Annotated in this window: 10 protein-coding genes; 7 read left to right on the forward strand and 3 right to left on the reverse strand. The window is 73.7% G+C overall.

Annotated features, from left to right (window positions below; all coding sequences use genetic code 11):
* Nucleotides 1-121: 121 nt before the first annotated feature.
* Both ACZ7KF_RS22930 and ACZ7KF_RS22935 read left to right on the forward strand, forming a co-directional pair.
* Nucleotides 122-802 carry a SigE family RNA polymerase sigma factor gene (locus tag ACZ7KF_RS22930; protein ID WP_471077990.1) on the forward strand — a complete coding sequence of 227 codons (681 nt, stop codon included), beginning with the start codon at nucleotides 122-124 and terminating at the stop codon, nucleotides 800-802.
* Nucleotides 803-945: 143 nt separating this feature from the next.
* Complete coding sequence (locus ACZ7KF_RS22935) at nucleotides 946-2,031, forward strand: hypothetical protein (RefSeq protein WP_471077993.1); 1,086 nt, start codon at nucleotides 946-948, stop codon at nucleotides 2,029-2,031.
* A 78-nt stretch (nucleotides 2,032-2,109) separates the two neighbouring features.
* Here ACZ7KF_RS22935 and ACZ7KF_RS22940 read toward each other — a convergent pair whose 3' ends face one another.
* Entirely contained in the window at nucleotides 2,110-2,901 is a 792-nt protein-coding gene (locus tag ACZ7KF_RS22940; protein ID WP_471077995.1) for an SURF1 family protein, read from the reverse strand.
* A gap of 161 nt (nucleotides 2,902-3,062) precedes the next feature.
* On the opposite strand from ACZ7KF_RS22940, the gene ACZ7KF_RS22945 reads away from it, so the two are divergent.
* Nucleotides 3,063-4,868 (forward strand): S9 family peptidase, encoded by a 1,806-nt coding sequence (locus ACZ7KF_RS22945; RefSeq protein ID WP_471077998.1) that lies wholly within the window; start codon nucleotides 3,063-3,065, stop codon nucleotides 4,866-4,868.
* Nucleotides 4,869-4,879: 11 nt separating this feature from the next.
* Here the strand turns inward: ACZ7KF_RS22945 and ACZ7KF_RS22950 are convergent, their stop codons facing one another.
* Nucleotides 4,880-6,718 (reverse strand): potassium channel family protein, encoded by a 1,839-nt coding sequence (locus tag ACZ7KF_RS22950; protein WP_471078458.1) that lies wholly within the window; start codon nucleotides 6,716-6,718, stop codon nucleotides 4,880-4,882.
* A 158-nt stretch (nucleotides 6,719-6,876) separates the two neighbouring features.
* On the opposite strand from ACZ7KF_RS22950, the gene ACZ7KF_RS22955 reads away from it, so the two are divergent.
* Nucleotides 6,877-7,896 (forward strand): permease, encoded by a 1,020-nt coding sequence (locus ACZ7KF_RS22955; RefSeq protein ID WP_471078001.1) that lies wholly within the window; start codon nucleotides 6,877-6,879, stop codon nucleotides 7,894-7,896.
* Entirely contained in the window at nucleotides 7,893-8,597 is a 705-nt protein-coding gene (locus tag ACZ7KF_RS22960; protein WP_471078004.1) for a TIGR03943 family putative permease subunit, read from the forward strand. The genes ACZ7KF_RS22955 and ACZ7KF_RS22960 overlap by 4 nt, the downstream gene beginning before the upstream one ends.
* 76 nt (nucleotides 8,598-8,673) lie before the next feature.
* Here ACZ7KF_RS22960 and ACZ7KF_RS22965 read toward each other — a convergent pair whose 3' ends face one another.
* On the reverse strand, nucleotides 8,674-10,713 hold the full coding sequence (locus tag ACZ7KF_RS22965; protein ID WP_471078007.1) for an NAD(+) synthase: 2,040 nt from the start codon (nucleotides 10,711-10,713) through the stop codon (nucleotides 8,674-8,676).
* Between the two features lie 203 nt (nucleotides 10,714-10,916).
* On the opposite strand from ACZ7KF_RS22965, the gene ACZ7KF_RS22970 reads away from it, so the two are divergent.
* Both ACZ7KF_RS22970 and ACZ7KF_RS22975 read left to right on the forward strand, forming a co-directional pair.
* Nucleotides 10,917-11,915: an ATP-binding cassette domain-containing protein gene (locus tag ACZ7KF_RS22970; RefSeq protein WP_471078010.1), complete on the forward strand. Its 999-nt coding sequence runs from the start codon at nucleotides 10,917-10,919 to the stop codon at nucleotides 11,913-11,915.
* Nucleotides 11,912-12,706, forward strand: coding sequence for an ABC transporter permease (locus tag ACZ7KF_RS22975; RefSeq protein WP_471078013.1), 795 nt, complete (start codon nucleotides 11,912-11,914; stop codon nucleotides 12,704-12,706). The genes ACZ7KF_RS22970 and ACZ7KF_RS22975 overlap by 4 nt, the downstream gene beginning before the upstream one ends.
* Nucleotides 12,707-12,713: the final 7 nt, after the last annotated feature.

The following is a 12,713-nucleotide window of genomic DNA, read 5'->3' on the forward strand; positions in this document are numbered from 1 at the left end:
CCGTTCAAATGGGACATAAGGGAAGAGCGGGGCGCATGACGGCACTTGAGGCACCGTCGGTTGTCGCACATGTGACGTCCGGCACGTACAACCCCCGAGGGGGGAAACGTGTCCAACTGGCGTGGCAGAGGTTCTCGAACTCAGTGTGGCCCGCAGCGGAACGGCCCTGCGGCCCCGCGCGGCGCTCCGGCCCCGCGCGTCCGGCGGCATGCCGGTGATCGCCCCCATGCCCGCAGCGCGGCCCGCCCGCATTCCCAGTCAGCGTGACGGCGCCGAGGAGACCGCGGGCGCCGCGGTCACCGAGGCCGCCGGGACGACCGTCGACCATCTCACCGAGACCTACCGGGCGCACTACCGCTCGCTGCTCGGTCTCGCCGCGCTGCTCCTCGACGACACCGCCTCCTGCGAGGACGTCGTCCAGGAGGCCTTCATCCGGGTCCACTCGGCCCGCAAACGCGTCCGCGACCCCGAGAAGACCCTCGCCTACCTGCGGCAGACGGTCGTCAACCTCTCCCGGTCCACGCTGCGCCGCCGCATCCTCGGCCTGAAGCTGCTCTCCAAGCCGATGCCCGACATGGCGAGCGCGGAAGAGGGCGCCTACGACAGCCTGGAGCGCCGGGACCTCATCAAGGCGATGAAGGGCCTCCAGCGCCGCCAGCGCGAGGTCCTCGTGCTGCGCTACTTCGCGGACATGACCGAGGCCCAGGTCGCCCAGACGCTCGGCATATCGCTGGGCTCGGTGAAGGCGTACGGCTCGCGGGGCATCGCCGCGCTGCGGGTGGCCATGGAGCAGCCGGCATGAGCGATCACGCCGAAGGGGGCGATTCCCATGACGGTCACTCCCAAGAGCGCCACTCCCACGAACGTCATGAGCCCTACGCCTGGCACGAGCCGACGAGGCGCCACGGGCAAGAGCACACGCCATCGCACGCTGGGAACGGAACTGTGAACCACGGCCCCGACGACAAGGGCCCCGAGGGGCTCGGCCCGGGTATCGACGGGCTCGACGGGCTCGACACGGACGAGCTGGCCCTGCGCCGCCTGCTGCACTCGGCGGTCGACGACATCACGCCGCGCACCGGCACCCTGGACCATCTGCGCCGGGCCGTCCCCGTGCGCCGCGCCCGCAAGCGGCAGGCCGTGGTCGGCATGGCCGCGGCGGCCCTGTTCATCGGCACCGCGATCCCCGCCCTCGTGCACGTCTCCCGGGCCGGCGGCTCCGACCCCAACACCGCCATGGCCGGCCAGTCCTCCCAGGCCCAGGGCGGCACCGGCCAGGGCAAGGACAAGGGGACCGCCAAGGGCGGCAAGGACAAGGACGCCCCCAGTACGTCGGTCAAGCCCGGCAAGGAACCCGGCAAGAGCGGCGAGAAGGACCACAAGGGCGGCACCAGCGGCGGCTCCGCCGGTGGCGTCAACCCCTCCGCCACGCCGGTCATGGGCACCCCGCTGTGCACGGCGGCCCAGCTGGGCTCCGCCACCGGCACGGTGAACGCCCCCGACTCCGCGGGGGTCGTCTACGGCGTCTTCCGCGTCACCAACACCTCCGGCACCGCCTGCACGGTCTCCGCCCCGGGCGGCGTCACGCCCACGGCCCAGGGCGCCGCCGACCCCACCAAGATCGTCTCCGCCCGGCATGTGGCCGGGGACGCGGCGACCTCGCTGCCCGACCCGTCCCTGGAGGTCACCTCCCTGGTCCTGCAGCCCGGCGCGGCCTACGAGGAGAAGTTCGCCTTCGTGCCCTCGGAGACCTGTCCCACCACCGGCGGCGGCGACCCGGGCGGCTCCGACACCGGTGGGCCCACGCCGGACCCCACGCCCACCCAGGACCCGGGTGTCGCCGGCGGTTCGACCGACACCGGCAGCACGGCGGCGGGCACGACCACCCAGCTGGTCACCGAGGACGGCACGGCCGACGGCAGTGTCGCGGTGACCCACACGGCGCAGGGTGGCGCCCCGTCGGCGACGGCGACCGTCCCGGGGGCGTGCGCGGGGACGCTCTACTACACCGGGCTGCTGGCGGGGGCGTAGCGTTCCCGCGGCGGCACCGCGGCGAGCGACGCCGCCCCGCGCCGCGGGCGGGCGGCCCCGCCCGCGACCCGGCGCGGGTCAGCCGCTCGGGACCGGTTCCCGCTCCGGCTCCTCCGGGACCAGGCCCAGTGCGGCGTCCCGCTGGAACTCCGTCTCACGCCGGAGCAACCGGAACCACATGAACACCACGAACCCCGCGAACACGAACCACTCGCCGGTGTAACCGAGGTTCTGGAACGCCTTGAGATCCAGCCCCGTACCGTCCGGCGCGCTCGCGGGGACGGCCTTCATCCCGGCGTCGCCCTTGTCCAGCGTCACCCACGCGTCGTACAGCCGGTACGGCACCAGGTTGACCAGCGAGGCCGAGCTGATCGCCGCCGTCTGCCCGGCCGGCAGCCCGCCCTGCGCGCTGACCCCGTTGTTCCCCGGGGTCTCGGACGCCTGCAGCGCGCCGGTGACGGTGACCTCGCCGGCCGGTGGGGCGGGAGCCTTGGCGGCGTCCGCCGTACCCGGCAGCCAGCCCCGCACCACGGGCAGCGCCCGGCCGGAGTCGGTGCGCAGCAGGCCGAGCACGTAGAAGCCGCGCCGGCCGTCGAGTTCCCGTCCGGGCACCAGCAGCTGTTTGCCGTACCGTCCGCTCGCGGTGACCCGCCGCCCCGACGTGTTCTTGTCGACGGGGAGCATCGCCGCCAGTGGGCGCGCGGCCTCGTCACGGCCGGACGCGGCCTGTTCGGTCGCGGCGTGATGATCCTGCACCCGGTCCTCGAACCGGCTCAGCTGCCAGGACCCCATGAAGATGCAGAAGGGGATGGCGAGCAGCACGAAGACGTTGATGCCCCACCAGCGGGGAGTCAGCAGAAACCGGTACACGCCCTCCACGGTACGGCGCCCGGCCCGGCGGCCGGGCCGCGGGGCGGCCGTCGCCCGCCCCTGCCCCGGAGCGGGCGCATCGGCGGAGTTATCCACAGGCTGGGCGTACCCGCCCGCCAATTGTCGGCGCGGCCAGGCAGTATGGGCGCATGACTGGGGCCATGAGTGAGAGCAGGACGCCGGACACACCGGACATGCCGGACTGGGAGAGGCGGTTCCGCGCGCCGCGGGTGTCGCTGCCCGACTGGGCGGAGGACGCACCGGACCGCTCCCTGTTCGTGTCGAACGCGACGGGGACGTACGAGCTGTACGCGTGGGACCGTGCGACGGGCGCGCAGCGGCAGGCGACGGACCGGCCGAACGGCACGACGGACGGCGTGCTCTCCCCGGACGGCGCGTGGATCTGGTGGTTCGACGACAAGGACGGCGACGAGTTCGGGATCTGGCGCCGCCAGCCCTTCGCGGGCGGACCGGACGAGCCGGCGGTGCCCGGCCTCGACCCGTCCTACCCGGCCGGTCTGGCCCTGTCCCGCGACGGCCGCACGGCGGTCGTCGGCCGTTCCACGGACGAGGACGGCACGACGATCCACCTGGCCGGCGCGGGCACGGACACGGTGGAGATCTACCGGCACCGCGAGTCGGCGGGCGTCGGCGACCTCTCGCACGACGGCTCCCTGATCGCCGTCGAGCACACCGAGCACGGGGACGCCATGCACGCGGCCCTGCGGGTGCTCCGCCCGGACGGCACGACGGTCGCCGAGCTGGACGACACCAAGGGCGGCACCGAGGAACTGGGCCTGGAGGTGCTGGGCTTCGCCCCGGTCGACGGCGACACCCGGCTGCTCATCGGCCACCAGCGCCGGGGCCGCTGGGAGCCCCTGGTGTGGGACGTGGCGACGGGCGAGGAGACGGACCTGGCCCTGGACCTGCCCGGTGACGTCAGCGCCGAGTGGTACCCGGACGGCTCGGCCCTGCTCGTCGTGCACGGCTTCGAGGCCCGCAGCGAACTGTTCCGGTACGACCTGGCGGCCCGCGAGCTGACCCGCATCCCCACCCCGCCCGGCACGGTCTCCGGCGCGACGGCCCGCCCCGACGGCAGCGTGGAGTACCTGTGGTCGTCGGCCGCCGAGCCCCCGGCGGTGCGCTCCACGACCGGCGCGGTGGTGCTGGACCCGCCCGGCATGGCCTGCCCGCCGTCGGTGGTCGTGGAGGACGCCTGGGTGGAGGGCCCCGGCGGCCGCATCCACGCCCTGGTCCAGCGGCCGGCGGGCGCCACCGGCCCCCTGCCCACCGTCTTCGACCTGCACGGCGGCCCGACCTGGCACGACAGCGACTCCTTCGCGGCGGGCCCGGCCGCCTGGGTCGACCACGGGTACGCGGTGGTCCGCGTCAACTACCGCGGCTCCACCGGCTACGGCCGCGCCTGGACCGACGCCCTCAAGCACCGGGTCGGCCTGATCGAGCTGGAGGACGTGGCCGCGGTGCGCGACTGGGCGGTCTCCTCCGGCCTCGCCGACCCCGCCCGGCTGATCCTGACCGGCGCCTCCTGGGGCGGGTACCTCACCCTGCTCGGTGTCGGCACCCAGCCGGACGCCTGGGCGCTGGGCATCGCGGTGGTGCCCGTCGCGGACTACGTCACGGCGTACCACGACGAGATGGAGTCCCTGAAGGCCATGGACCGCACCCTGCTGGGCGGCACCCCGGAGGAGGTCCCGGAGCGCTTCGAGGCGTCCTCCCCGCTGACCTACGTCGACCGGGTCAAGGCCCCGGTCTACATCTCGGCGGGCGTCAACGACCCCCGCTGCCCGATCCGCCAGATCGACAACTACGTCAAGAGGCTGGAGGCCCGGGGCGCGATCCACGAGGTGTACCGGTACGACGCGGGGCACGGCTCACTGGTGGTGGACGAGCGCATCAAGCAGGTGCGACTGGAGCTGGAGTTCGCGGAGCGGCACCTGGTCGTCTGAGGCGCCTTCGGTCACCGCAGCTCCGCGAGCCCGCGGCGGGTGGCGGCGACCACCACCCGGTCCCCCTTCTCCAGCACATGGCCGGCAGGGGTGCCGGTGCGCCCCAGCAACGCCAGCACCCGCCAGGCGCCGGCCCGGAACGCCTCCTGGACGGTGCGTCCCTCCAACTGGGGATGCCCGTCCACGTCGACCGCGGCGAACAGCAGCACCCTCCGCTCCACGGCGACGGCACCGAGCACCTGCCGCCCCAGCATCGCCCCGGCGAACGCGGGTGCGGCCAGGTGGGTGACGCTCCGGCTCCGGGTCAGCGCCTGCGGGTAGGCGGCCCGGAGGGTGCGGTACACGGCGGTGGCGAAGTCGTCGTCGTACAGCCGGAGCACCACCCGCAGATCGGGCCGCAGGGTCCGCGCGTACAGCACGGCCTCCAGGTTGGTGGTGTCGGCACTGGTCAACGCGAGCAGGGTCTGGGCCCGGTGGATCTGGGCGGCCTCCAGGACGCCTTCCTGGGTGACGTCCCCGAGCACCACCGGCACCCGCAGCCGGCGGGCGGCGGCGAGCCCCCGCGCCTCCGGGTCGGACTCGACGCACACCACGGGGATGTTCAGCTCCCGCAGCCGGGCCAGCACCCGCGTGCCGATCTTGCCGAGTCCGAGCAGCACCACATGCCCGTTCAGGCCGCGCGGCGGCTTGCGCAGGGCGGAGGCGGTCCGGAAGGTGCCGAACGCCTCCAGCGCGGCGGCCAGCAGCACCGGCAGGAGCAGCAACCCGACGAGCGCGGAGAGGAGTTGCAGGAGCTGCCGGCCCAGGGGCTCCTCGAGGGCCGGGTCGTCGATCGCGAACAGGTCGAGGAGGGTGACGTAGCAGGCCCGCAGCGGATGGATGCCGGTCACCAGCCACAGCGCGACGGCGAGTGCGACCACGCACCCGACCAGACCGGCCAGGGACCAGCGCAGTCGGCGGGAGAACAGCGAGCCGAGCGACGGTATGCCGGCCAGTGCGCGGCCCGGTGCGGCGGACTCCGTGCCGGGCGCGGCGGAGACGTGTTCCAGCACCACGGCCTGCCGTCCGGCGGCCCGCCGTACCTCCTCGTCGTCGGGGAGCAGCCGTGGCTGCTGTTCCGCACCGCCGTCCGGGCCGTGGCCGTCGGCCGGGTCGCCGCCCGACAGCAGGGCCAGGGTGCACAGTCCGGCGCCGGGGCCGGACCCGTCCGCCGGCAGCGGCCGTTCCACGGCCCGCAGCAGCAGCCCCTCGGCCTGCACGACCCTGCTGGTGCCGGTGACGGCGGTGGCGGCCAGCGCGGGCGCGGCGGTGTCCGCGTCGGACAGCACGGTCGTGGAGGCCTCACCGTCGACGCCGGCCGTGCCGTCCCCCTCGTCCCCGGCGGCCAGCGCGGCGGCCTGGTCGAGGAGTTCCTCGATGTGCTGGCCCAACCGCCGGTTGTAGAGCCGCAGGACGAGCCGCAGCCGGGGGTTGAGCCGGCGGGCGGTCAGCGCGGCCCGGATGTTGGTCTCGTCGTCGTCGTACACGAGGGCCAGCGCGGCGGCCCGCGCCACCCCGGCCTCGGCGAGCACCGCCTCGGACGGCTCGGCGGCCTCCAACGGCTCCTCGGGATCGGTGCGCTGACCGGGGTTCGGGCCGGAGGGCGGCCCGGCCCCGCCGGACCGGCCGCCCACCGCGGCGCTGACCATCCGGTCGAACAGCGCCGCCGACGCGGCGCGGGCCCGCCCGACCACCGGAGGCCGGGCGGTGCGCCCGTTCGGCGGCACGACCAGGGTGACCTGTTCGCCGTAGACCCCGCGCAACTCGGCGGCCAGCCGGTGCGCGAGCCCGTCGTCGCCGCACACCACCATGTGCGCCGGCGGGGCCCCCGGCCCCCCTTGATACGGAACGCTCGCCACAAGGGAAAAGAGTGCCCCAAGGAGATGCGTGGTTCCAGCAACGGCTGAACGCCCGCGCCCGGGACCGCGTACGGATGGGGAGGGAGAGCAGCAGCCGGAGGTAACCGCCCGTGGCCATCACCGAAGACGCCCCGCCCGGCACGGACGCCCGCCGTCCCGAGCCCCCGCCGGACGCCCCGGGGCGGCGGCTCAGCTCCCCGCTCGTGCTGGTGCTGACGCTGCTGCTCGCGGTGCTTGCCCAGTCCCCGATCCGGGGGGCCCTCGGCACTCCGGCGATGCAGAGCTGGATGACGGTGTTCGTGGCGGTGACCGTCCAGGCGCTGCCCTTCCTGGTGCTCGGCGTGCTGCTGTCGGCGGCGATCGCGGTGTTCGTCCCGGCGTCGTTCTTCGCCCGCGCCCTGCCGCGCCGCCCCGCCCTGGCCGTGCCGGTGGCGGGGATCGCGGGCGCGGTGCTGCCGGGCTGCGAGTGCGCGTCGGTGCCGGTGGCGGGCGCCCTGGTCCGCCGGGGCGTGACCCCGGCCGCCGCCCTCGCCTTCCTGCTCTCCGCGCCCGCGATCAACCCGGTGGTGCTGACCGCCACCGCCGTCGCCTTCCCCGGGCACCCGGAGATGGTCCTGGGCCGGTTCGCCGCGAGCCTGCTGGTGGCCTGCGCGATGGGCTGGCTGTGGCAGCGGCTGGGCCGGACCGACTGGCTGCGCCCGCCGGCCCACGGAGCGCACGAGGGCGCCACGAAGGGGGAGGCGTTCTGGGGCGCGGTCCGGCACGACGTCATGCACGCCGGCGGTTTCCTGGTGCTCGGCGCGATGGCCGCGGCCACGCTGAAGGCGGCGGTCCCGGCGGACTGGCTGGGCACGGCGGCCGGCCTCCCCCTGGTCTCGGTGCTCGCGCTCGCCGTGCTCGCCGTCCTGCTGTCGATCTGCTCGGAGGCGGACGCGTTCGTCGCGGCCTCCCTCACCCAGTTCTCCCCGACGGCCAAGCTGGTGTTCCTGGTGGTGGGCCCGATGATCGACCTCAAGCTGTTCGCGATGCAGGCCGGCACCTTCGGCCGTGCCTTCGCGCTCCGGTTCGCCCCCGCCACCTTCGCGCTGGCGATCGCGGGCGCCGTCCTGACCGGGGCGGTGCTCCTGTGAACCGTCAGGCCCAGGCGGCCGTGCTGTTCCTGCTCGGCGGGGCCCTGCTGCACGCGGGCGCCACCGACCTCGCGCTGCGCTATGTGAAGGCGGACCTGCGCCCGCTGCTGATGGCCTCGGGCGCGGTGCTGGTCGCGGCCGCCGTGGCGACGGCCTGGTACGCGCGCAAGCGTCCCGCTGCCGGCCACTCCCACCCCGAGCCGCGTATCTCCTGGCTCCTCGTGCTGCCCCTGCTCGCCCTCATCCTCATCGCCCCGCCCGCCCTCGGCTCCTACAGCGCCCTGCGCTCCGGTACGGCGCTGCAGAAGCCGTACGCCCTCGCCCCGCTGCCCGGCGGCGACCCGGTCCCCCTCTCCGTGGTCGACTACGCCTCCCGCGCGGCCTACGACCACGGCCGCTCCCTGCACGGCCGGCCGGTCCGGGTCACGGGCTTCCTCGCGCTGGACCACGCGGGCCGGCCCTACCTGGTCCGCATGGCCCTCAACTGCTGTGCCGCGGACGCCCAGCCGGTGAAGATCGCGCTGACCGGCGAGCTGCCGCCGGTCCTCCGCCCGGACGCCTGGCTGGAGGTCACCGGCACCTACACCCCCCGGCTGACCCGCGACCCGGTCAACGACGGCCCGATCCCGTATCTGCGGGTCACCTCGGCCCGCCCGGTCCCGGTGCCGCACGACCCGTACGACGAGACCTGGAACAACTGAGCCCGCCGACCGCCCCCGACCGCCCGCCCGGCGGCACGGCCGCGGGGCCGCACGGCCCCCGCGCCCTTGAGGGCGCCTACGCCTTCGGCCAGTCGAAGCGGTCGAGGTCCCTGAGCCACGCCTGCGCGTTGCCGTCCGACGGGGCGCGCCAGTCGCCGCGCGGGGAGAGGGAGCCGCCCGCCGAGACCTTCGGCCCGTTCGGCATGGCCGAGCGCTTGAACTGCGAGAACGCGAAGAAGCGGCGGCAGAACACCTCCAGCCAGTGCCGGATCTCGGCCAGGTCGTACGCCACCCGCTTGGCCTCCGGGAAGCCGGGCGGCCAGGCACCGGCGTCCGGGTCGTGCCAGGCGTGCCAGGCCAGGAAGGCGATCTTCGAGGGCCGGAAGCCGTAGCGCAGCACCTGGAAGAGGGTGAAGTCGTGCAGCGCGTACGGGCCGATCTTCGACTCGGTGGACTGCATCTCCTCGCCGGGCACCAGCTCCGGGCTGATCTCGGTGTCCAGGATCGCGGCCAGGATCTCGCCGGTCTCCTCGTCGAACTGCTCGCTGCTGATGACCCAGCGGATCAGGTGCTGGATCAGCGTCTTCGGCACGCCGGAGTTGACGTTGTAGTGGCTCATCTGGTCGCCGACGCCGTACGTGGACCAGCCGAGCGCCAGCTCGGAGAGGTCGCCGGTGCCGAGGACGATGCCGCCGCGCTGGTTGGCGAGCCGGAACAGGTAGTCGGTGCGCAGGCCCGCCTGGACGTTCTCGAAGGTGACGTCGTACACCGGCTCGCCGGCGGCGAAGGGGTGGTCGATCTCCTTCAGCATCAGCCGCGCGGTCGGCGTGATGTCCAGCTCGGCCGCGGTGACGCCGAGCGCCCGCATCAGCCGGTGGGCGTTGTCCTTGGTGTGGTCGCTGGTGGCGAAGCCGGGCAGGGTGAAGGCCAGGATGTCGCTGCGCGGCCGGCCCGCGCGGTCCATCGCGCGGGCGGCGACGATCAGCGCGTGCGTGGAGTCGAGACCGCCGGAGACCCCGATGACGACCTTGGGGCCGCCGATCGCCGCGAGCCGCTGCTGGAGCCCGGCGACCTGGATGTTGTAGGCCTCGTAGCAGTCCAGGGCGAGCCGGTCGGGGTCGGCGGGCACGAACGGGAACCGCTCGACGCGCCGCCGCAGGCCGAGGTCGGTGAGCGGCGGGTCCAGCTCGAACGACACCGTCCGGAAGTCACCGGTGCGCGCGCCGTGCGCGCGGCGGTTGTCGTCGAAGGTGCCCATCCGGTGCCGTTCCTGCCGCAGCAGGTCGAGATCGACGTCGGCCACCGCGTACTGGTCGCCGAGCGGGAAGCGGTCGGTCTCGGCCAGCAGCACCCCGTTCTCGTAGATCATGGTCTGTCCGTCCCAGGACAGGTCGGTGGTGGACTCGCCGAGACCGGCCGCCGCGTAGACGTACGCGGCCAGGCAGCGGGAGGACGCCGAGCGGCACAGCAGCTCGCGGTCCTCGGCACGGCCGACCGTGATCGGGCTGCCCGAGAGGTTGACCAGCACGGTCGCACCGGCGAGGGCGGCCTCGGCGCTCGGCGGCACCGGCACCCACATGTCCTCGCAGATCTCCGTGTGCAGCACGAGTCCGGGCACGTCCTCCGCCGCGAACAGCAGGTCCACCCCGAACGGCACCTCCGCGCCCGCGACGCGGATGGTCCCGCCCCGCTCGTCGTGGCCGTCGGCGATCTGCCGGCGCTCGTAGAACTCCCGGTAGTTCGGCGGGTACGACTTCGGTACGACACCGAGGACGCGGCCCCGGTGCACGAGCACGGCGCAGTTGTAGATCCGGTGGCGGTGGCGCAGCGGTGCGCCGACGACCAGCACCGGCAGCAGGTCCGCCGAGCCGGCCACGACCGTCCCGACCGCCTCCTCGACCCGGTCGAGGAGCGCGTCCTGGAGCAGCAGGTCCTCGATCGAGTAGCCGCACAGGCCCAGCTCGGGGAAGACGGCGACGGCGACGCCCTCGTCCGCGCACGCACGGGCCTGGCGCAGGACCGCTTCGGCGTTGGCGTGCGGGTCGGCGATGACGGTGTGGCCCGTGCACGCGGCGACGCGCGCGAAGCCATGCTGATAGATCGACCAGAAGTTCAACGGACTTCCCTCACGACGCCACGGACCCCACAGACGAACACATCTCCTACAGGGGAAGCCTAGATCTTCCCGCTCCGGATCTCCGCCCCGCCCGTCCCGTCGGGCGGCCCCGACCTGTGCGTTCCCGCGCGCTGAAACCGTTCCCGGCTCGCTGAAACCGGGCTGAAGCCGCTCTGAACCGGCCCGGTCGCATGCTCTGCGGCATGACGACGACAGACCACGAACCCGCGATCGCGGCCACCGGGCTGCGCAAGGCCTACGGGGACAAGACCGTCCTCGACGGCATCGACATCCAGGTACCGGCCGGCACGGTCTTCTCCCTCCTCGGGCCGAACGGCGCCGGCAAGACCACGGCGGTCAACATCCTGTCGACCCTGATCTCCGCCGACGCCGGCGTGGCACGGATCGCCGGGCACGACCTCGCCACCGAGGCCCACGCGGTCCGGTCGGTCATCGGGGTCACCGGCCAGTTCTCCGCCGTGGACGGCCTGATCACCGGCGAGGAGAACATGCTGCTGATGGCCGACCTGCACCATCTCTCCCGCGGGGAGGGACGGCGGGTCGTGGCCGGTCTGCTGGAGCGCTTCGACCTGGTCGAGGCCGCGAAGAAGCCCGCCTCCACCTACTCGGGCGGCATGAAGCGCCGGCTCGACATCGCCATGACCCTGGTGGGCGACCCGCGGATCATCTTCCTCGACGAGCCGACCACCGGCCTCGACCCCCGCTCCCGCCACACCATGTGGCAGATCATCCGCGAACTGGTCTCCGGCGGCACGACCGTCTTCCTCACCACCCAGTACCTGGAGGAGGCCGACGAGCTGGCCGACCGCATCGCGGTGCTCAACGGCGGCAAGCTGGTCGCCCAGGGCAGCGCGGAGGAGCTGAAGCGGCTCGTGCCCGGCGGCCACGTACGGCTGCGGTTCTCCGACCCGGAGGCGTACGAACGCGCGGCCACCGCACTGCGCGAGGTCACCCGGGACGACCAGGCGCTCACCCTGCAGATCCCCAGCGACGGAAGCCAGCGCGAACTGCGCGCCATCCTCGACTGGCTCGACGCCGCCGGCATCGAGGCCGACGAACTCTCCGTGCACACCCCGGACCTGGACGACGTCTTCTTCGCCCTGACCGGCAGTTCCGTACCCGCGCAGTCCACCCAGCCCGCTCGGCCCGCCCCGTCCACCGACAAGGAGACCGCCCGATGAGCACCGCCGGCCACGCCTTCCGCGACAACCTCACCATGCTCCGGCGCAACCTCCTGCACGCGCGCCGCTACCCCTCCCTCACCCTCAACATCATGCTCACCCCGGTCATGTTGCTGCTGCTGTTCGTCTACGTCTTCGGCAACGTGATGAGCGCCGGCATCAACGGCGGTCACGCGGACCGTGCCGACTACGTCTCCTACATCGTCCCCGGCATCCTCCTCATGACCGTGGGCATGACCGCGCTCGGCACGGCGGTGTCCGTGGCCACCGACATGACCGAGGGCATCATGGCCCGGTTCCGCACCATGGCGATCTCCCGCGCCTCCGTGCTGATCGGCCACGTGACCGGCAACGTGATCCAGACGATGCTCGCTCTGGTGGGGATCCTGGGCATCGGCCTGGCCATCGGCTTCCGGCCCGACGCGACGCCGGTGGAGTGGCTCGCGGCGGCCGGACTGATGACGCTGGTCAGCCTCGCGCTGACCTGGATCGCGGTCGGCATGGGCCTGGCCAGCCCCAACGCCGAGGGCGCCAGCAACATGGGACTGCCGCTGACGATGCTGCCGCTGCTGTCCAGCGCGTTCGTCCCGGTGGACGCCATGCCGGGCTGGTTCCGCTGGTTCGCCGAGTACCAGCCCTTCTCGCCCGCCATCGAGACCCTGCGCGGACTGCTGCTGGGCACCGGGATCGGGGTGAAGAACGCGGTGCTGGCCGTCGCCTGGTGCGTGGGGCTCTCGCTGCTCGGATACCTGTGGTCCAAGGCCCAGTTCAACCGGGAGCCCCAGCGGTGACACCGGG

The organism is Streptomyces sp. NPDC038200 (genome assembly GCF_055600785.1).

Bases quoted from the DNA above. Each gene is read 5' to 3' on its own strand.
- ACZ7KF_RS22945 (WP_471077998.1), top strand. From the start codon at position 3,063: ATGAGTGAGAGCAGGACGCCGGACACACCGGACATGCCGGACTGGGAG.
- ACZ7KF_RS22975 (WP_471078013.1), top strand. From the start codon at position 11,912: ATGAGCACCGCCGGCCACGCCTTCCGCGACAACCTCACCATGCTCCGG.
- ACZ7KF_RS22950 (WP_471078458.1), bottom strand. From the start codon at position 6,718: ATGGTGGTGTGCGGCGACGACGGGCTCGCGCACCGGCTGGCCGCCGAG.
- ACZ7KF_RS22970 (WP_471078010.1), top strand. From the start codon at position 10,917: ATGACGACGACAGACCACGAACCCGCGATCGCGGCCACCGGGCTGCGC.